This is a genomic window from Streptomyces sp. NPDC092952 (genome assembly GCF_044754785.1).
Lineage (GTDB): Bacteria > Actinomycetota > Actinomycetes > Streptomycetales > Streptomycetaceae > Streptomyces.
Window position 1 is genome coordinate 140,238 of sequence record NZ_JBIVPT010000001.1, and the last position, 20,255, is coordinate 160,492.

At 70.1% G+C, this 20,255-nt stretch carries 14 protein-coding genes; 6 read left to right on the forward strand and 8 right to left on the reverse strand.

Features of this window, described 5'->3' with window-relative positions:
• Positions 1-178: 178 nt before the first annotated feature.
• The 7 genes from ACIQGQ_RS00655 to ACIQGQ_RS00685 all read right to left on the reverse strand — a co-directional run bounded on the left by ACIQGQ_RS00655 (position 179) and on the right by ACIQGQ_RS00685 (position 11,293).
• Positions 179-1,330: an ABC transporter ATP-binding protein gene (locus ACIQGQ_RS00655; protein ID WP_402388895.1), complete on the reverse strand. Its 1,152-nt coding sequence runs from the start codon at positions 1,328-1,330 to the stop codon at positions 179-181.
• A complete protein-coding gene (locus ACIQGQ_RS00660; protein ID WP_402388898.1) occupies positions 1,323-2,381 on the reverse strand; it encodes an ABC transporter ATP-binding protein in 1,059 nt (352 codons plus the stop codon). The genes ACIQGQ_RS00655 and ACIQGQ_RS00660 overlap by 8 nt, the downstream gene beginning before the upstream one ends.
• Before the next feature lie 14 nt (positions 2,382-2,395).
• Complete coding sequence (locus ACIQGQ_RS00665) at positions 2,396-3,340, reverse strand: ABC transporter permease (RefSeq protein WP_402388900.1); 945 nt, start codon at positions 3,338-3,340, stop codon at positions 2,396-2,398.
• Positions 3,333-4,259 (reverse strand): ABC transporter permease, encoded by a 927-nt coding sequence (locus ACIQGQ_RS00670; protein WP_352273310.1) that lies wholly within the window; start codon positions 4,257-4,259, stop codon positions 3,333-3,335. Before ACIQGQ_RS00670 ends, ACIQGQ_RS00665 begins: the two co-directional genes overlap by 8 nt.
• A 152-nt stretch (positions 4,260-4,411) precedes the next feature.
• Complete coding sequence (locus ACIQGQ_RS00675) at positions 4,412-6,055, reverse strand: ABC transporter substrate-binding protein (protein ID WP_402388903.1); 1,644 nt, start codon at positions 6,053-6,055, stop codon at positions 4,412-4,414.
• A gap of 524 nt (positions 6,056-6,579) precedes the next feature.
• Entirely contained in the window at positions 6,580-8,484 is a 1,905-nt protein-coding gene (gene typA, locus ACIQGQ_RS00680; RefSeq protein ID WP_402388905.1) for a translational GTPase TypA, read from the reverse strand.
• Between the two features lie 559 nt (positions 8,485-9,043).
• Positions 9,044-11,293 carry an ABC transporter substrate-binding protein gene (locus tag ACIQGQ_RS00685; RefSeq protein WP_402388907.1) on the reverse strand — a complete coding sequence of 750 codons (2,250 nt, stop codon included), beginning with the start codon at positions 11,291-11,293 and terminating at the stop codon, positions 9,044-9,046.
• Between the two features lie 370 nt (positions 11,294-11,663).
• On the opposite strand from ACIQGQ_RS00685, the gene ACIQGQ_RS00690 reads away from it, so the two are divergent.
• Positions 11,664-12,716, forward strand: a complete 1,053-nt coding sequence (locus ACIQGQ_RS00690) for a LacI family DNA-binding transcriptional regulator (RefSeq protein ID WP_402388910.1) — start codon at positions 11,664-11,666, stop codon at positions 12,714-12,716.
• 91 nt (positions 12,717-12,807) lie between these two features.
• On the opposite strand, the gene ACIQGQ_RS00695 is transcribed toward ACIQGQ_RS00690, so the two are convergent.
• Positions 12,808-13,797: an acetylxylan esterase gene (locus ACIQGQ_RS00695; RefSeq protein WP_402388912.1), complete on the reverse strand. Its 990-nt coding sequence runs from the start codon at positions 13,795-13,797 to the stop codon at positions 12,808-12,810.
• A gap of 262 nt (positions 13,798-14,059) precedes the next feature.
• Between ACIQGQ_RS00695 and ACIQGQ_RS00700 the strand changes: the two genes are divergently transcribed.
• The 5 genes from ACIQGQ_RS00700 to ACIQGQ_RS00720 all read left to right on the forward strand — a co-directional run bounded on the left by ACIQGQ_RS00700 (position 14,060) and on the right by ACIQGQ_RS00720 (position 20,219).
• Entirely contained in the window at positions 14,060-15,310 is a 1,251-nt protein-coding gene (locus ACIQGQ_RS00700) for a sugar ABC transporter substrate-binding protein (protein ID WP_402388915.1), read from the forward strand.
• Positions 15,311-15,315: 5 nt separating this feature from the next.
• Positions 15,316-16,302: a carbohydrate ABC transporter permease gene (locus tag ACIQGQ_RS00705; RefSeq protein ID WP_402388918.1), complete on the forward strand. Its 987-nt coding sequence runs from the start codon at positions 15,316-15,318 to the stop codon at positions 16,300-16,302.
• Positions 16,299-17,192 carry a carbohydrate ABC transporter permease gene (locus ACIQGQ_RS00710; RefSeq protein WP_402388920.1) on the forward strand — a complete coding sequence of 298 codons (894 nt, stop codon included), beginning with the start codon at positions 16,299-16,301 and terminating at the stop codon, positions 17,190-17,192. Before ACIQGQ_RS00705 ends, ACIQGQ_RS00710 begins: the two co-directional genes overlap by 4 nt.
• A 96-nt stretch (positions 17,193-17,288) precedes the next feature.
• Positions 17,289-18,491, forward strand: coding sequence for a glycoside hydrolase family 1 protein (locus ACIQGQ_RS00715; protein ID WP_402388923.1), 1,203 nt, complete (start codon positions 17,289-17,291; stop codon positions 18,489-18,491).
• 255 nt (positions 18,492-18,746) lie between these two features.
• Complete coding sequence (locus ACIQGQ_RS00720; protein ID WP_402388925.1) at positions 18,747-20,219, forward strand: glucoamylase family protein; 1,473 nt, start codon at positions 18,747-18,749, stop codon at positions 20,217-20,219.
• The last annotated feature ends 36 nt before the right edge of the window (positions 20,220-20,255 follow it).

A 20,255-nucleotide genomic window follows, 5' to 3' on the forward strand; every position in this document is an offset into this window, starting at 1 on the left:
CGCCCCGGGGGGGCCGGGGGCCAGGACCCGACCGGTCCGGCCCCGGGCCCGCCGGCCCCGAGGAACCGGGCGCGGGCGCCCCTGACCCGAGCCACCCGCGTACCCGGTCCCGATGGAGAAGAGAGAAGCGCCCGGAACCGATCGGTTCCGGGCGCTTCGGTGTTCTGCGGGTGCGTGGCTACGAGGCCGCGCCCACGACGTCGCGCTCCTCGGCGAAGTGGCAGGCCGACTCGTGCGCCGCGGGGGTGTCGGAGCCCTTGAAGCGCTCGGGAACGGCCAGCAGCGGCAGTTCCGTGGAGCACTTGTCCTGGGCCTTCCAGCACCGGGTGCGGAAGCGGCAGCCGGACGGCGGGTTCGCCGGCGAGGGGACGTCACCGGTGAGGATGATCCGCTCGCCGCGCTCACGGGCCTCGGGGTCCGGGACCGGGACCGCCGACAGCAGCGCCTGGGTGTAGGGGTGCGTCGGGTGGTCGTAGATCTCGGTGTCCGTGCCGATCTCGGCCATCTTGCCGAGGTACATCACGCCGACCCGGTCGGAGATGTGCCGGACGATCGACAGGTCGTGCGCGATGAAGACGTAGGACAGGTTGAACTCGTCCTGGAGCTTCTCCATCAGGTTGATGACCTGCGCCTGCACCGATACGTCGAGCGCGGAGACCGGCTCGTCGCAGATGATGATCTCCGGGTTGAGCGCGAGGCCGCGGGCGATGCCGATGCGCTGGCGCTGGCCGCCGGAGAACTGGTGCGGATAGCGGTTGATGTACTCCGGGTTGAGGCCGACGACGTCCAGCAGCTCCTGGACCCTGGCCCGCCGGTCGCCCTTGGGGGCCACCTCGGGGTGGATGTCGAAGGGCTCGCCGATGATGTCGCCGACCGTCATGCGCGGGTTCAGCGAGGTGTACGGGTCCTGGAACACCATCTGGATGTTCCGGCGGACCGCCTTCAGGGCGCGGCCGGACAGCTTGGTGATGTCCTGGCCCTTGTAGAAGACCTCGCCCGCGGTGGCGGTCTCCAGCGTCATCAGCAGCTTGGCGACGGTGGACTTGCCACAGCCGGACTCGCCGACGATGCCGAGGGTCTCGCCCTGGTAGAGGTCGAAGGAGACCCCGTCCACGGCCTTGACCGCACCGACCTGGCGCTTGAACAGGATGCCCTGGCTCAGCGGGAAGTGCTTGACCAGATTGCGCACCTGGAGGATCGGCTCGCCGCGCTCCACCGGGGCCTCGATGGCGGCGACCGCCGCCGTGTCGTCGGCGGCGTCCACCGCGACGACCTCGGTGACGTTCGGGGTGGCGTCCATGGAACCGTCCGTCTTGTCGTTCTCAGCCATGGATCGTCTCCTTCCAGAAGTGGCACGCGCTGCCGCGGCCGGGCAGCTCGGAGCCGTCCTGCTCGGTCACCGTGACCAGCTTGGGGATCTCCGTGCGGCAGATGTCCTCCGCCTTGGGGCAGCGCGGGTTGAAGGCGCAGCCCGAGGGGATCTTGAGCAGGTTGGGCGGCAGGCCCTTGATCGCGTAGAGCTCCTGGCCCTTCTGGTCCAGCCGCGGGATCGAGTCGAGCAGGCCGCGGGTGTACGGGTGCGCGGGGCGCTTGTACAGCTCGTGCACCGGCGCGGTCTCGACGATCCGGCCCGCGTACATGACCGCGATCTTGTCCGCGACGTCGGCGACGACGCCGAGGTCGTGGGTGATCAGGATCAGGCCCATGTTGAACTCCGTCTGGAGCTCCTTGAGCAGGTCCATGACCTGGGCCTGGACCGTCACGTCGAGCGCGGTGGTCGGCTCGTCCGCGATGATCAGGTCCGGCTCCAGCGCCAGGGCCATGGCGATCATGATGCGCTGGCGCATACCGCCGGAGAACTGGTGCGGGTAGTCGTTCACCCGCTGCTTGGCGGCGGGGATCTTGACCCGGTCCATCAGCTCGATGGCCTTGGCCTTGGCCTCCTTGCGGGAGAGCCCCTGGTGGACCCGGAACATCTCGCCGAGCTGGTAGCCGACCGAGAGCACGGGGTTCAGCGAGGAGAGCGCGTCCTGGAAGATCATGGCGATCTTCCGGCCGCGGATCTTCCGCCGCTCCTCGTTGCTCATGGTCAGCATGTCCTGACCGCGGTAGAGGATCTGGCCCTGCGGGATCTTCCCGGGCGGCATGTCGAGGATGCCCATGATCGCCTGGGCGGTCACGGACTTGCCGGAGCCGGACTCGCCGAGCACGGCGAGGGTCTCACCCGAGTCCACGCTGTAGTTCACACCGTTGACGGCCTTGGCGACGCCGTCACGGGTGTGGAACTCCACGTGGAGGTCACGCACTTCGAGGAGCGGTGCGCTCTCCGACGCCCCGGAGCGGGGCGCCGGGCTGTCTGCTGTCTTGTCCATGGTGGTCACGTCGTACGCCCTCCTCAGCGCAGCTTCGGGTCGAGGGCGTCGCGGACCGCGTCGCCGAGCATGATGAACGCGAAGACCGTGAGGCTGAGCATTCCGGCGGGGAACAGCAGCGCGTGCGGGTTGTCGCGGATGGCCTGGCTGCCCTCGGCGATGTCGATGCCCCACGAGATCGTCGGGTCGGCGAGGCCGAGCCCGAGGAACGAGAGCGTCGCCTCGGCCGAGATGTAGCCGCCGAGCGCGATGGTGGCCACGACGATGGTCGGGGCGAGCGCGTTCGGCAGGACGTGGCGGAAGAGGATGCGCGGGGTGCCGGCGCCGAGTGCCCGGGCCGCCGTCACGTAGTCCGCCTGCTTGGCGGTGATGACGGAGGAGCGCATCACTCGGCAGATCGAGGTCCAGCCCAGGAAGGCGAGGGCCAGGATCACCACGTAGACCTTGCGCTCGGTGAAGGCGTTCAGGACGACCATCGCGCCGAGCAGGAACGGGATGCCGAAGAAGATGTCGGTGACCCGGGAGATGATCGAGTCGAGCCAGCCGCCGAAGTAGCCGGCGAGCATGCCGAGCAGACCGCCGACCAGGGTGACGGCGGCGGTGACGCCGACGCCGACCAGGATCGAGGCGCGGGTGCCGTAGATGACGCGCGCGTAGATCGAGCGGCCCTGGCCGTCGTAGCCGAACCAGTCGGGCTTGAAGAAGTGCCCGAGCTCCGGCTTGGTCAGGAAGTGGTTGGTCAGGTCGCCGTCGCGCGGGTCCGCACCGGTGAACAGACCGGGGAACGCCGCGATGACCAGCAGCACGACCAGCAGGATCGAGGATATCCAGAACATCGGGCGGTGACGCAGGTCGAACCAGGCGTCACCCCAGAGACTGCGCGGCTTGTCCTGCTTCTTGGCGTCGGCCGCGGGCGCCGCGGTGGCCTCGGCCACCGCTTCGGTCTGGGTCTTGGTCGCGTCAGGCATACCGGATCCTCGGGTCCAGGACCGCGTACAGCAGGTCGACAAGCAGGTTGATCACAAGGATGACGAGGACGAAGACCGTGACGACACCGACGATCGTGGAGCCCTCGCGCTGCTGCAGCGCCTTGAAGAGCAGGTTTCCGACACCCTGGACGTTGAAGATGCCCTCGGTGACGACCGCGCCGCCGATGAAGCCGCCGACGTCGGTACCCAGGAAGGTGACGACGGGGATCAGCGAGTTGCGCAGCAGGTGGACACCGACGATGCGGCGCCGCGGCAGGCCCTTGGCCATGGCGGTGCGCATGTAGTCGGCGCGCAGGTTCTCCGCGAAGGTGGTGCGGGTCAGCCGTGCCACGTACGCCATGGAGAGCATGGCGAGCACGAAGCCCGGCAGGAACAACTGCGCGTAGTCCGTCGAGTCCTGGACGTTCGGTGCCACCCAGCCGAGCTGGTCCGCGAGGACGAAGCGGGCGAGGAAGCCGAGCACGAACACCGGGATCGAGATGACGATCAGGGTGAAGATCAGCACGCCGGTGTCGGCGGCCTTGCCGGCCCGCAGACCGGCCCAGGCACCGAGCCCGATGCCGACGATGATCTCGATGATCATGGCTACGGCGGTCAGCCGCAGGGTCACCGGGAAGGACTCGGACATCTCGTCGATGACCTGGCGACCACCGAAGGTCTTGCCGAAGTCGCCCTGGAAGAGATTGCCCATGTAGTCGACGTACTGCTTCCACAGGGGCTGGTCGAGTCCGAACTCATGGCGGAGCGACGCGACCTGTGCGGGGTCTGCCGCCTTGTCTCCCCACATCGCCCGGATGGGGTCACCGGGAAGGATGTGGACCATGAGGAAAATAATCAGAGTGGTCCCGATGAAAACCGGGATCATCTGGAGCAGTCGCCTTGCGACGTAACGCCCCATCATGCCTCCATGCCGTGAGGGGTCGGCGATGGCCTACTCAGAGTTGTCTCCGCCGCGGGGGTGTGGGGGAGAAGCCCCGGGGCCGACGCCTACGGGCCGGCCCGTCGCTCCTCCGATGAGGAGCGACGGAACCGGCCGTCGGATCCCGATAGTTACTTCTTGGCCTTCACCTGGACGTCGGTGAAGATGGGGTCGCCGTCCTGGCCGTAAACGATCTTGCCGAAGACGTTGGTCGACTGGCCCGAGTTGACCTTGTAGAACCACAGCGGGATGGCCGGCATGTCGTTCTTCAGGAGCTGCTCGGCCTCCTGGTACATCTTCACGGTCTCGTCGAGCGTCTTGGCCTTGTCGGCGTCCGAGGCGAGCTTGTCGAACTCCTTGTTGGAGTAGCCCGACGTGTTGCCCGCGGCGGTGGTGCCGTACAGGTCACGCATGAAGTTCGAGTTGACCGGGTAGTCGAGCACCCAGCCACCGCGGTACATGGACTTGACCTGCTTGTTGTCACGCGCGTTCAGGTCGGCCTGGAAGTCCGGCTTGGAGTCGCCGACGCACTCGACACCGGTGGCCTTGCGGATGCTGTTGCAGACCGCGTCGACCCACGGCTTGTGGGACTGGTCGGCGTTGAACTGGATCGAGATCTTGTTGCCCGGGACGCCGCCGCCCTCTTCGATCATCTTCTTGGCCTTGGCCGGGTCGTACTTCACGACGTCGCCGAGGGCGCCGGCCTTGTAGCCGAGCACGCCGCGGGCGACGAAGGAGTCGGCCGGGGTGCGGGTGCCGTGGAGGACGGTCTTGGTGATCGTGTCACGGTCGATCGCCATCGACAGACCCTGGATGACCTTGGGGTCGATGTTCTTGAACTGCTTGGTGTAGAACGCCGGGACGATCGACTGCACCGCGGAGTACTCGGCGTCGATGGCACGGTCGCCGAGGTCCTGCTTGTAGCTGGTCAGCGCGGTCGTCGGGACCTGCTCGATCCAGTCGAGGTTGTTCGACCGGAGGTCCGAGTAGGCGGCGTCGGCCGTGGTGTAGTTCTTGAAGTCGATGCCACCGTTCTTGGCCTTGTTCGGGCCCTGGTAGTCGTCGAACTTGCGAACCTTGATCAGCTTCTTGTGGTCCCACGAGACGAACTTGTAGGGGCCGTTGCCGATCGGGTGCTGGCCGGCGGCGGCCGGGTCCTTGAAGAAGGACTCGGGCAGCGGGGCCCACACGTCGTAACCGAGCTTGTACGCGAAGTACGAGACCGGGCCGGTCAGCGTGATGGTGAAGGTGTTGTCGTCGACGACCTTCAGACCGGACATCTTGTCCGACTTCGGGGAGCCCTTCTCCGGGTGGACATCGGCGTAGCCCTTGATGTCCTGGAACCAGCTGGAGTTGGTCTGGTTGTTCTTGACGTTGGCCGACCAGTTCCAGGAGTCCACGTAGGACTTCGAGGTCACGGTGGTGCCGTCGTGGAACTTCCAGCCCGGCTTGAGCTTCACGGTCCAGACCGACGAGTCGGCGTTGGGCGTCACGGACTCGGCGTTGACGTTCACGAGCTTGCCGGTGCCGGGCTCGTAGTCGACCAGGCCGGAGAAGATGGTGCGCAGGACACGGCTGCCCTGGCTCTCCTTGGCGTTGGCCGGCTGGAGCGGGTTCTGCGGCTCGCCGAGCTGGGCGGTCAGGATCCCGTTCGGGTCCGCCTTGCCCGAGTTCATGGCCTTGTCGCCACCGTCGTCGTTACCACCACAGGCAGTCGCGGCCAGGGCGATGATGGCCGCACCCGCGACCCACTTGGCGCTCTTGGCACCACGCATGGGTTTCCTCCTCATGAGTCCACTTTTGACTACAAGAAGGGCACTGGAGTGATACACCGACACCCCTGACGGTGATCGTTCAGTGCCCCTAGTGTGCTCGTGAGTCGGCACTCCCCACAGTGCGTGACCCATTGACCCGAGCTCAATGGAGCCAACTATTAAGTACGACCGGGCCGTAAACCACACTTAAAGGGTCTCGTTTTAACAACATCACAGAAGTGCGATTGCCCGAAATCCGGACAAAGCGATCCCAGACAGACACGCTCGAAACGGACCGTTAACGCAGCTTTCGGAGAGCGACGATCGATATGCGGACGGATCGCCGGGGAAAACAACTGGACAGGGGCCTGTTCCGCCTGGTTGACAGCGCACCGCCAAGAGTGCGCGGTTGCGGTCGCACATCCTTCTCCCCCGGTCCCCGCCCGACCATGCGCGCTACGGCATACGAAGGGGCCCGGCCTCCGTCAACCGACGGCGGGCCGGGCCCCGTTGTCCGTGCGGGCGCTCCCGGCGCCCGCGACGGATCAGCGCTTGGCGCGCGACGCGGTGCGGCCGCGCTCCTTCTGGTCCAGGACGACCTTGCGGATACGCACGGCCTCCGGGGTCACCTCGACGCACTCGTCGTCGCGGCAGAACTCCAGGGACTGCTCCAGGGAGAGCTTGCGCGGCGGCACGATCGCCTCGAAGGAGTCGGCGGAGGAGGAGCGCATGTTGGTGAGCTTCTTCTCCTTGGTGATGTTCACGTCCATGTCGTCGGCGCGCGAGTTCTCACCGACGATCATGCCCTCGTAGACCTCGGTGCCCGGGTCGGTGAAGAGCACACCGCGCTCCTGGAGGTTGGTCATCGCGAAGGCGGTGACCGCACCGGAGCGGTCGGCGACCAGCGAACCGTTGTTGCGGGTCGTCAGCGTGCCGAACCACGGCTCGTGGCCCTCGTGGATCGAGTGGGCGATGCCCGTGCCGCGGGTCTGCGTCAGGAACTCGGTACGGAAGCCGATCAGGCCGCGGGAGGGCACGACGAACTCCATGCGGACCCAGCCGGAGCCGTGGTTCGACATGTTGTCCATCCGGCCCTTGCGGACGCCCATGAGCTGCGTGACGGCGCCCATGTGCTCCTCGGGCACGTCGACGGTCATGCGCTCGACCGGCTCGTACGTCTTGCCCTCGACCTCCTTGGTGACCACCTGCGGCTTGCCGATGGTCAGCTCGAAGCCCTCACGGCGCATCTGCTCGACCAGGATGGCCAGCGCCAGCTCGCCGCGGCCCTGCACCTCCCAGGCGTCGGGGCGTTCGGTGTCCAGGACGCGGAGCGAGACGTTGCCGATCAGCTCGCGGTCCAGGCGGTCCTTGACCTGGCGGGCGGTGACCTTGCGGTCCTTGACGACGGCCTTGGCGTCGGCGCCCTTGCCGGTGGCACCGCGGCCGACCAGCGGCGAGGTGTTGGTACCGATGGTCATGGAGATCGCGGGCTCGTCGACCGTGATCAGCGGCAGCGCCACCGGGTTCTCCGGGTCGGCCAGCGTCTCGCCGATCATGATGTCCGGGATACCGGCCACGGCGCAGATGTCACCGGGGCCCGCCACCTCGGCCGGCTTGCGGGTGAGCGCCTCGGTCATCATCAGCTCGGAGATGCGGACGTTGGACACCGTGCCGTCGCGCTTGATCCAGGCGACCGTCTGGCCCTTGCGCAGCTCGCCCTGCTCGACGCGGAGCAGCGCGATACGGCCGAGGAAGTTGTCGGCGTCGAGGTTGGTGACGTGGGCCTGGAGCGACGCGTCGTCCTCGTACGTCGGGGCCGGGACGTGCTCCAGGATGGTGGAGAAGAACGGCTCCAGGTTGGTGGAGTCGGCCGGGACGGTGCCGTCCTCGGGCTTGGTGAGAGAGGCGATGCCGTCACGGCCGCAGGCGTAGACGATCGGGAACTCGATCTGGTCCTCGTCGGCGTCCAGGTCGAGGAAGAGGTCGTAGGTCTCGTTGACGACCTCGTCGATCCGGGAGTCCGGGCGGTCCGTCTTGTTGATGCAGAGGATCACCGGCAGCCGCTGCTGAAGCGCCTTGCGCAGCACGAAGCGGGTCTGCGGAAGCGGGCCCTCGGAGGCGTCCACGAGCAGCACGACCGCGTCGACCATCGACAGACCGCGCTCGACCTCGCCGCCGAAGTCGGCGTGGCCCGGCGTGTCGATGATGTTGATCGTGATGGGCGCCCCGCCATCCTTGGGGTGGTACTTCACCGCCGTGTTCTTGGCGAGGATCGTGATGCCCTTCTCACGCTCCAGGTCGTTCGAGTCCATGACGCGGTCGTCGACGGACTCCAGCTGGTGGGCGGCGAACGCGCCGGCCTGCTTGAGCATGGCGTCGACGATGGTCGTCTTGCCGTGGTCGACGTGGGCGACGATGGCTACGTTACGGATGTCGTGGCGCGTGGGCATGGGTGGCTTGCGCTTCTCTCGGATCGTGGGATCAGGCGTCTAAGTCGGTCTCAAGTCCTCGTACGCCCACCGGGCGGACGCGCCACGGCTCGTCCAATGGTACGGGCCCGACGCCGCAGCGGCTTCCCGGGCAAGGGCCGGGGGCTCCCCCGGGCCCGGGAACGGCCGCCCCGACCGGCGCGGACGCGGTGGCGGAGCGCCTCGTCGGCCGCACGTTCGCGCCCCCGTGGCCGGGTCTTCCGGCGGATTTCACCGGGGACGCGGCACGGGGGCGCGATGGGGGACGTGGACCCGTCCTGCGACGGGCCCGGATTCTGCGCGGCTTCGGAGGTGGGGCTCCGGAGCGGATGTCTCCGGGAGACCGGGGTTTGGGGCCCCGGCGCGGTTCCTGGAGGTGGGGGGAGCGAGCGGCCGCCCGGGTCAACGGGCAAGGGACCCTGTCCGTCGGGTAAGGGCCCCGGGCCGACCTTGCCCGCGGGGCAAGGCGGCGGGCAAGGGATTTGAGCCTTTTCTGAGGTTGCGGACGGCCGACGTCCACCCGGCTGACCTGGTGGTTCTTCTACTTGCTCCCGGCCTTGGCGGCCTGGGGCCGTTCATAGCCGATGTCCTGGTAGCGGGGGGCGGCGAAGCCGAAGGCGCCGACGTTCACCAGCTTCCGGTCGACCGCGACCAGCTGCGGGCGCCGGTAGAGCGGGATCGACCCGGCGGCGGCCCAGATCCGGGCATCGGCCTGCTTCATCAGCTCCCGGGCGGCGGACTCGTCGAGCTCGCCGACCGCCCGGTCGAAGAGCTGGTCGATGTGGTCGGTGCCGACGCGGGTGTAGTTCTGCTCGACCTGGAGCGAGCCGTCGGCGGCGGGCACCGGCTTCGCGAAGATCGGCCGGTCGTCGGTGGCCGGGTAGGCGGTCGCCGGCCAGGAGTACAGCGCGAGGTCGTAGTCGCCGGCGGCGACGTGGTCCCGGAAGTAGCTCTCGTCGGGCACCTTGACGATCTCCGTACGGATGCCGATCTCCTCCAGCATCGCCGAGATCCGGTCGCCGACCCCGCGCAGCTGCTCCGAGCCGGGGCCGGACGGCAGGACGAAGCGCAGGCTCAGCGGCTTGCCGTCCTTGCCGAGCGGGCCGGGCCGGGGTCCCGTCGCCCGCGCCGGGGCGGCGGTGCCCGGCGGGGCGTACGCGCCGACCGCGCCGCCGGGCCGGTGGTCCTGGGCGGGGGCGCCCCCGGCGGACGCGGTGAGGGCGCCGGCCTGGCGCAGCAGGACGGCGCTGTGGAACGCGGCGGCGGGGGCGGTGGCCAGGACGTGGCCGACGCCGCCGGCCGGGTCGCCCTCGCCGGGCTTGCCGTCGTCGGCCCCGTCCGTGCCGTCGTCCTCGGCCTCGTCGCCGTCCGGTTCCGCCTCGGGGCCCTGCCGCCCGGCCTCGCTGCCCGCCTTGGTGCCGGTGTCCGGGCGGGCCGCGCCCTCCCGGGTCCAGCCCGCCTCGGCCAGCAGCGCCTGGGCCTGCCCGGTGTCCTGGCCGCCGAGCGCGGTGCTGCCGTCCTGGTAGCCGGGCTGGCCGGCCAGCGCCAGGTGGCTGCCGACCGGGCGGGCGGGCAGGCCGAGCGGGCGCAGTACGGTCTCCGCCAGCTCCTGGCGGTCCAGGGCGCGGGCGACCGCCCGGCGCACCCGGTCGTCCGCCAGCGGTCCGGACTCTCCGTTCAGCGCGAGCTGGGTGTAGGCGGGCTCCAGCGACTTGCGCACCACGTAGCCGGTCAGCGCCTTCTGCTCGGCGGCGTACGCCTCGGCGTCGGCCCGCGCCTTCTCCCGGGCGGTCCGTTCGGCGGCGGCCGCCTCGGGGTCCGAGCCGTGGGCCACCGCCCAGGAACGGAGGGCCGAGGCCGGGTCCGTCGCGGCGCCGGGGCCCATCGCGAGGGGCGGGCGGCCCTTCGCCCGGTCACGGACGGCCCGGGTGATCCGGCGGTCCGCGGCGGCGTCGATGTCGGCCACGTCGACCCGGCCCTCGGCGAGCGCGGCGGCCCGGTCCCGGGGTGCGACGGCCCGGAAGACCAGCGAGTCCAGCTTGGGCCGGCTCCCCCACCAGCGGAGGTTGCGCACGAGGGAGACCTCGCCCGCCTTCCTGTCGATGCCGCCCAGCCGGAAGGGCCCGGCGGTCTTCGGGAGCGTGGTGCGCGATCCGTCGTTGAAGGCGTCCGGGGAGCCGGTCACCTCCTTCGGGTACAGCGGGGAGAAGAGGGAGCGCCAGTCCGCGTACGGCCGGTTGAAGGTGACCCGCACCTCCAGGTCGTCGGCGCCGCGCTCGATCCTGTCGATGCGGTCGTAGCCGGCGTTGCGGGCGGTCCAGAACGCACTGTCGCGGCCGCTGAGCGCCCGCCACTGGGCGAGGAAGTCGGGGGCCCCGATCTGCCGGCCGTCGCTCCACACCGCCTGCTGGTTGAGGCGGTAGAGCACCACCTGGCGGGGCTCGCGCTCGATCACCTTCGCGGACTCCAGGTAGTCCGGGTCGAGCTGCGGCTCGCCCCGGGCGTCCAGCGGGAAGAGCGTCGGCAGCAGGGCGCCGGTGATCCGGGCGGTGGTGGCGTCGGCGTCCGCCTGGAAGGCGTTGAGGGTGGTGGGCAGCGCGTCGACCGCCCAGTCGACCGTGCCGCCGTCGGCGACCTGGTTCCGGTCCACGACGGCGATGTCGGGGCCGGCGGTGGAGCCGTCGCCGGAGCCGCAGCCGGCCAGCAGGGGGAAGGCCAGCACACCGGTGGTGAGAAGCGCGAGGGAGCGGCGCGTGCGGGCCGTCCCCCACGGGACGCCGAGGTGGGACATGGCTGGTTACCTCCGGGGCCGGCCCGGTCCGGCCCGCCCGTCAGCGGGTGGGCCGGATGGGGCGCTCTTGGTGGCATTTGCAGTTGATCACACTGATTGGTCCTTCTACTGAATGCGCCCGTGCGCGGGCGGCGGCGCAGACACGGCGCCGCCGCCCGCGAAGCTCACCCGTGCGGCGCAGCCGGGGCGGCCCCGGCCGCGGCACCGCGCGGCCCGCCGCCCGTAGGATGCGGCGATCATGGCGGGACCCCGCCGGACGACCTTGCTCGCCGAGCGGCCCTGGACCTAGGGTGAATGCGCTTTCAGAAAAGGGTCGGTTCATGCAACAACTGGTGCTTCGGTACAGCACGAACAGCGGGCGGTCGGTCGAGTGAGCGCGCCCACGGTGTACGACGTCGCCGAACGGGCGGGCGTCTCCATCGCCACGGTCTCCCGGGTCTACCGCACCCCGGACTCGGTGCGCGCGCAGACCCGGGAGCGGGTCCTGGAGGCCGCCCGCGCGCTGGGCTACGTCCCCAGCGGCAACGCCCGGGGCCTGGCCAGCCGGACCACCGGGGTGCTCGGCCTCTGCTTCCCGGACTACGCCGACCCCGAGGCGGAGGCCGAGGCGGAGGACAGCGACGCCGACGACGCGGTGATGCTCTACTCCGACCAGATCATCCGCGGCATGGAGCGCGCGGCCCGGCGGCACGGCTACGCGCTGCTGATCGCCGCCCTGCTGGACGGCGGTACGGAGGACCTCGTCGCGAAGGTCGCCGGACGGGTCGACGGCTTCGCCGTCATGGCGCGGACCGTGCCGACCGAGGACCTGGACGTGCTGTCGCGCCGGCTCCCGGTGGTGATGCTGGCCGGTCCCCGCGAGATAGACCACCTCGACCACATCGTCGTGGCCAACACGGACGGCGAGCGCGAGCTGGCCCGCCACCTGATCGAGGACCACGGGCTGAGCCGGCTCGCCTTCGTCGGCGGCGAGACGGACTCCCCGGACGCCGAGGCACGGTTCCTGGGCTTCCGGCAGGCGTGCGCCGACGCCGGGCTGCCGGTGCCGGAGGCACCCGATCTGCGGATCGCGATGATGACGCAGGCGGAGGGCGCGCGGGCCGCGGAGGCGCTGCTCGACCGGCCCGGCGAGCGGCCGCAGGGCATGCTCTTCGCCAACGACCAGATGGCGGTGGGCGCGCTGCGCGCGCTGGCCCGGCGCGGGGTGCGGGTGCCCGAGGACGTCGCGGTCACCGGCTTCGACGGGATTCCGCTGAGCCGGATCGTGACGCCGTCGCTGACGACGGTGCGCCAGCCGATCCGCCGGCTCGGCGAGCAGGCGGTGGAGCTGCTGGTGCAGCGGCTGGCCGAACGGGACCGGGAGCCGGTCTCGCTGATGCTCCCGGTCTCCCAGGTCCGCCGCGCCAGCTGCGGCTGCGCCTGACGAAGGGCCCCGCACCGCCCCGCGCGGGGCGGTGCGGCCGACGACCGGACGGGCAGGGCCAGCAAGGGCCCTGCCCGCTGCGAGCGCGCCCCTAAGCGGTCAGCCACCTCCCGAAGAACCGCCCGCGGGCGGCCTGGAGCTCCGCCACGTCGGCGGCCGTGCCCTCGTACTCGAAGTGGCCCGCGTCCATCACCTGGAGCTCGCGCTCCCCGGCCAGCGCGTTGTACACGGCGAACTGCCCCGGCGGCGGCACCGAGGGGTCGAAGAGCGCCGCGGCCACCAGCACGGGCAGCTCCAGCCGGGTCGCGGCGGTGGCGGCGTCGAAGTACGGCAGCACCTCGGTGACCTCGGGGTGCTCGACGCGGTGGCCGCGCACCGCCTCGCCGCTGCCGATGCAGGGCAGGGTGAGCCGGAGCGGGTGGTTGCCGAAGGTCGGCACCGTGAGCTGTCCGGCCCGGAACCGGTCGTCCCAGGGCAGCGCCAGCGCGCCGAGGCCGCCGCCGAAGCTCTCCCCGTAGTAGCCGAGGCCGGGGCCGCCCTCCTGCGGGGTGAGGCCCGGCACCAGCTCGGCCAGCGCCGAGGCCGCGCACCAGAGGTCCGCGACGCAGTCGCCGATGACGTAGGTGTCGCGGGAGGCTATCCCGTGCAGCACGTGCCCGCTGGAGACGTCCGGGATGCCCGGCACCAGGCCGCGGTCCTTCATGCCCCGTACGCACGGCAGGATCGCCGCGGACCGGGGCAGCGGCAGCGGCACCTCGGGGCCGGCCGCCTCACGGCCGCCGTAGCCGTGCCCGATGACGAAGCCGTGCCCGGCGGGCCCGTCGACGGGCAGCGCCAGCCATCCGCCGATCCGCACGCCGCCGACCGAGGTGAAGGTCACACCGTGGATGCGCACCCCGTCGCGCTCCTCCTCCAGCGGGCCGATCTCCGGCTCCGTGGCGACCTCGCGGGCCTCGGCGTGACGATCCCGCCAAAAGGCGTCGAAATCGTCCGGACCTGCGGGAGCGGGCACCTCCAGCAGCTCCTGGAGCGTGTGGTCGTACCGCGGATCGAAGGGGAAGTCATGCACGAAATCAGCCATGGTCACGACCGTATAGCTCCCTCCGGGGCGCCCCGACCGGCGCCCGCCGCCGCACAGCGAGCGAAATAGGTCACACCGCTCCCAAGCACACAAATGACACACTTGCCGCGTCCCGGTCGGCACCGATGAGACGTCCAGGTGTCCGGCACGTTGCACGAGTGTGACCCAGCACCCTCTTGCGGATTCCCGAATCTCTGTCGCAGAGTGATGTATGCGCTTACAGGCAGCGCATACATTCGGATTGCTCAAGGAGGAGCCCTCCATGTCCCGCACCGCCAGAAACGCCACGATCGGCATCGCAGCCACGGCCGCGCTCGCTCTCGGTCTCACCGCGTGCGGCAGCTCCGGCGGCGACGACGTCGCGGCGGACAAGAAGCAGACGATCACCGTCTGGGCCATGGGGGCCGAGGGCGAGAAGCTCGCGGATGTGGCCAAGGAGTACACGAAGGCCAACCCGAACATCACCGTGAAGGTGACCCCGGTCGGCTGGGACGTCGCCCACCAGAAGCTGGTCTCCGCGGCCGCCGCCGGCACCCTGCCGGACGTGGCGCAGATGGGCGGCAGCTACATGGGCGAGTTCGCCGAGCTGGGTGTTCTGGAGCCGGTCGACACCAAGACCTTCCACGAGAAGGACTACTTCGCCTCCGGCTGGAAGCAGGGCGAGGTGGACGGCCAGGCGTACGGCGTGCCGTGGTACGTCGACACCCGCGTCCTCTACTACCGCACCGACCTGGCCGAGAAGGCCGGGATCACCAAGGCTCCGAGCAACTGGAAGGAGATGCAGGACCTCGCCACGGCCTACCAGAAGAAGGCCGGGACCAAGTGGGGCCTGTCCATCCAGCCCAGCGGCCTGGACACGGTGCAGAACTTCTACTCCTTCCTGTACTCGGCCGGCGGCGAGATCCTCGACGACCAGGGCAAGGCCGTCATCGACAGCCCCGAGGCCGTCAAGGCGCTCAAGGAGTACGGCTCGTACTTCGACAAGGGCCTGTCCAACAAGTCCGTGCAGCCCGGCTACGACGTGGTCAAGGACTTCGGCAACGGCCGCGTCCCGATGTTCTTCGGCGGCCCCTGGCACGTCACCCTGCTGAACGAGGGCCAGCCGCAGCTCAAGGGCAAGTGGGCGGTGGCCAACGTGCCCGCCGACAAGTCCTCGGTCTCCATGGCCGGCGGTTCCTCCCTGGTGATCTCCAAGGACAGCGGTCACAAGGCCGCCGCCAAGGAGTTCATCAAGTACCTGACCGACACCAAGGGCCAGGCCGACTGGTACAAGCGCACCAAGGACCTTCCGGCCAACACCGCCGCCTGGACCTCCGGCGACCTCGCCGGTGACGCCGCCCTCCAGGTCTTCAAGAAGCAGATGGACACCGCCAAGTCCTCCCCGTCGCTCCCCAACTGGACGGAGATCACGGACAAGGTCGACCTGGCCATCGCCAAGGTCACCCAGGGCAAGGCGTCCGCCGAGGACGCGCTGAAGACCGCCCAGTCCGAGATCGAAGGCCTCGTGAAGTAGGAGTCATGCGCACCATGACCGCAAAGGCCGCACGGGCGGCCGAGGCGCAGGCCGGGCCGGGGGCACCCACCACGCCCCCGGCCGCCGGGCCCAAGGGCCGCCGACGCAAGTCGATGGGCGTGCAGAACCTGGCCGGATGGCTGTTCTCCACCCCGTTCCTCGTGCTCTTCCTCGTCTTCATGGCGTTCCCGATCATCGCCACGCTGGTGATGAGCTTCACCGACTTCGGGCTGCGCAACGTAACGCACCCGATGGACGCGAACTTCATCGGCCTCGACAACTACACCAAGCTGTTCGGCGACGAGAGGTTCCTCAAGTCGCTGTTCAACACGGCGTACTTCGTGGTGATCGGCGTTCCGCTGACGATCTTCCTCGGGCTGGTCGTCGCCGTGCTGCTGAACAACGGCATCGACCGGGCGCGGACCTTCTTCCGCGTCGGGTTCTACACCCCGGTGGTCACGACCATCGTCGCGGTCGCCGTGGTCTGGCGGTTCGTGCTCGACCCGAGCGACGGGCTGGTCGCGGGGCTCTTCTCGGAGATGGGGCTCACCGCGCCCGACTTCCTGGGCTCCGAGACGCTCGCCATGCCGTCGATGATCGCGATGGCGGTCTGGCGGAACCTCGGCACGGTCATGGTGCTCTTCATCGCCGGCCTCCAGGCCATCCCCACCGAGGTGCGGGAGGCCGCCCGGCTGGACGGGGCCGGCGCCTGGCAGGAGTTCAAGGGGATCACGGTGCCGCTGCTGCGGCCCACCCTGCTCTACGCCACGGTGATCACGACCATCGGCTACCTCAACGTCTTCGAGGAGCCGTTCGTGATGACCCAGGGCGGTCCCTCGGACTCCACCCTCACCGTCTCGCTGAACATGTACCGCGAGGGCTTCAACTTCTTCCACATGGGCTACGCGAGCGCCATGGCGTACGTCCTCTTCGTGGTGATCATGGGCATCACGGTGCTCCAGCTCCGACTGCTGAAGGACAACACGAAATGAGCGCCACCAGTGCACCGGGCGCCGCCCCCGCTCCGCCCGTGAAGAAGTCCGAAGGCCGTACGGGGCGGGTCCGCCCCAAGCGCGTCCTGGTCTACGTCCTGCTCTCGGCCGGCCTGCTGGCCATGGCGGCACCCTTCCTGTGGATGGCGCTGTCCGCGTTCAAGACGCAGACGGAGCTGACCGCCAGCCCGCCGGTGTGGATCCCGACCGAATGGACCCTGGAGAACTTCCGGGAGCTGTTCGACAAGCTGGACCTGCCGCTGTACTTCATGAACTCGGTGATCGTGGCGGTGCTGGTCACCGTCTCGAACCTGGTGTTCTGCTCGATGCTCGGCTACGCCCTGGCCAAGCTGAACTTCGCCGGACGGAACAAGATCTTCGGCCTGGTGCTCGGTGCCCTGATGGTGCCCGGCAACCTGATGCTGCTGCCGCTGTTCGTGCTGATGAGCAAGTTGCATCTGATCGACTCGTACGCCGGTCTGGTGCTGCCGTTCGCCGCCGGGGCCTTCGGGGTCTTCCTGATGCGCCAGTTCATGCAGTCGATCCCGGACGAGCTGCTGGAAGCGGCCCGGATGGACGGCGCCGGTGAGTGGTACATCTTCTGGCGCATCGTGATGCCGCTGGTGAAGCCCGCGCTGGCGACGCTCTCGATCTTCACCTTCCTCGGCTCCTGGAACAACTTCGTCTGGCCGCTCATCGCGACCAACGACCCCGACAAGTACACCCTGCCGGTCGCCCTGGCCACCTTCGCCACCGACCCCAACAAGGCGGGCGGCTCCAACGGCATGCTGATGGCCGGCTCCCTGCTGGTCGTCCTGCCCGTGGTGGTCCTGTTCATCGCGCTCCAGCGGCACTTCACCCAGGGCATCGCCACCGCGGGCATGAAGTAGCCCGGCCGCCGACGAGCACGGCGCCCCACCGAAACGTACGAGGCCGCGGCCCGCACCCGCGGTCACACCCCTTCCTCACCAGAAAGACAGTCCGCGATGACGCACACCCAGGTCCCGTTCCCCGACCACTTCCTGTGGGGCGCCTCCACGGCCGCCCACCAGATCGAGGGCAACAACACCAACTGCGACTGGTGGGTCAAGGAGCACGCCGAGGGCACCCACATCGCCGAGCCCAGCCTGGACGCCGCCGACAGCTACCACCGCTGGGACGAGGACATGGACATCCTCGCCTCGCTGGGCTTCACGGACTACCGGTTCTCCATCGAGTGGGCCCGCATCGAGCCGGTCGAGGGCACCTTCTCCCGCGCCGAGCTCGCCCACTACCGCCGCATGGTGGACGGCGCGATCGCGCGCGGCCTGCGCCCCATGGTCACCCTGCACCACTTCACCGTGCCGCAGTGGTTCGAGGCGCGCGGCGGCTGGACCGCCGAGGGCGCCGTCGAGCTCTTCGCCCGGTACGTGGCGGCCTGCGCGCCGGTGATCGCCGAGGGCGTCGAATACGTCTGCACCATCAACGAGCCGAACATGATCGCCGTCATGGCCGGACAGGCCAAGCGCGGTGACAACAGCTTCCCGCCCGCCGGTCTGCCCACCCCGGACGACGAGACCACCGGGGCCGTCATCGCCGCGCACGTCGCCGCCGTCGCCGCCGTCCGGGCGATCAACCCGGACATCAAGGCCGGCTGGACCATCGCCAACCAGGTCTACCAGGCCCTGCCCGGCGCCGAGGAGGTCACCGCCGCCTACCGCCACCCGCGCGAGGACGTCTTCATCGAGGCCGCGCGCGGCGACGACTGGATCGGCGTGCAGTCCTACACCCGGACCAAGATCGGCCCCGAGGGCCCGATACCGGCCCCCGCCGACGCCGAGCGCACCCTCACCACGTGGGAGTACTACCCCACCGCGGTCGGCCACGCGCTGCGCCACACCGCCGAGGTCCTCGGCAACGACGTACCGCTGATCGTCACCGAGAACGGCATCGCCACCGACGACGACCAGCGCCGGATCGACTACTACACCGGCGCCCTGAACGAGGTCGCCTCGGCGATCGAGGACGGTCTGAACGTGCAGGGCTACCTCGCCTGGAGCGCCCTGGACAACTACGAGTGGGGCACCTACAAGGCCACCTTCGGCCTGGTCGGCTGGGACCCGGAGACCTTCGAGCGGCTGCCCAAGCCGTCCGCCTCCTGGCTGGGCGGGATGGGCCGCACCCGCACCCTGCCGCGCACCACCGCCTGACGCCCCGAACGACCCCCGGACCGGGAGCGACCTGACCGCTCCCACCCGTACGGGAACCGGCTGCACCTGACGGACACCGGTTCCCGTACGCCCGCGCGGCCGCCGTCCGTGTCCGGCCCTGCTCACGGACGGCGGCCCGCCCGGGTGCCGCACCCGGCACCGCGCCCCGGCGCCCGCACCTCACGACCGACGCACGAAATCCGCCCACCGCCCACAGTCGGTGGGTCCTCCCAGTTGCCTTCCCGAGGGGATCTGATGGACCGTCGTACGTTTCTCACCGCAGCGGGAACGGGGGCCGCGGCCCTCTCCCTGGGCACGCTCGCCGCCGCCCCGGCGGGCGCCGCCCAGCCCGCGCGCGGCCCGCACGCCCCGCTGCTGCTGCGCTGGTTCCGCGACACGTACCGCTCGATCGAGGCCATGACCACCGACTTCGGTCTGGCCGTCGACAAGATCGACGTCAGCGGGCCCGGCGCCCCCGTCCAGTCCCGCCAGACCTCCCCCACCAACATCGGCTGCGGCCTCTGGTCGACCGTGGCCGCCGCCGGTCTCGGGGTGATCGGCCAGGACACCATGCGGCGGCGCCTGGAGAGGACCGTGCGGGCCGTCGAGAAGCTGGAGCGCCACCACGGCTTCTGGCTCAACTGGTACGACGCACACGACGGTTCGGTCCTCACCGAGTGGCCCGGCGCCGGCGACCCGGTCCGCCCCTTCCTGTCCTCCGTGGACAACGCCTGGCTGATCACCGGACTGCGCATCGCCGCCGACGCGGCCCCCGCCCTCGGCCCCCGCATCGCCCGCATCCTGGCCACCGCCGACTGGTCGTACTACTACACGCCGTACGACCCGGCCGACCCGGTCGCCGGCCCCGGCCAGCTGCGCGGCGGCTTCTGGCCCGACACCGAGGAGCCCACCGGCCACCACTACGGAGCCCTCAACACCGAGCCCCGCATGGCCAGTTACCTCGGCATCGCCGACGGCTCGCTCCCCGCCGACCACTACTGGCATCTGCTGCGCACCATGCTCCCCGAGCACGAGCAGGAGCAGCACCCGGACGGCTCCTACGTCGCGATGAACGGCGTACGCGTCTGGCAGGGGCACTACACCCACCGGGGCCGGAAGCTGGTGCCGTCCTGGGGCGGGTCGATGTTCGAGGCCCTGATGGTGCCGCTCTTCGTGCCGGAGGCCGAGTGGTCGCCGCACTCCTGGGGCCTGACGCACCAGCGCTACGTCCGCAGCCACATCGAGCACGGCCTGGCGGAGGCCGGGTACGGCTACTGGGGCTTCTCCCCCGCCAACATCCCCGAGGGCGGCTACCAGGAGTACGGCGTCGACGCGATCGGCATGCAGGTCGACGGCTACGCCTCCAACACCGACCGCACGTACACCACCGACGGCGCGCCGCTGCCGCCCGCCTCGGCGTTCACCAACGGGGTGGTCACCCCGCACGCCTCCTTCCTCGCGCTGCCCCACGCGCCCGCGGAGGCGGTCGCCAACCTCCGCGCCCTCGACCGCGACTTCGGCGCGTACCACCCCGGGTACGGGTTCCGGGACTCGGTCAACGTCTCCACCGGCCGGGTCAGCGACTACCTGCTCGCCCTCGACCAGGGCATGATCGCCGCGGCCCTCGCCCAGGCGCTCCGCCCCGGTCTGCTCCAGCGGCCGTTCCGGACCGGCGGCTTCCGTTCGAAGGTGCGGCCGCTGCTGGCCATGGAGCGGTTCTCCATCTGAGCCGCCCGGCCGGAGTCCGCCGTCCGTACCGGTCCG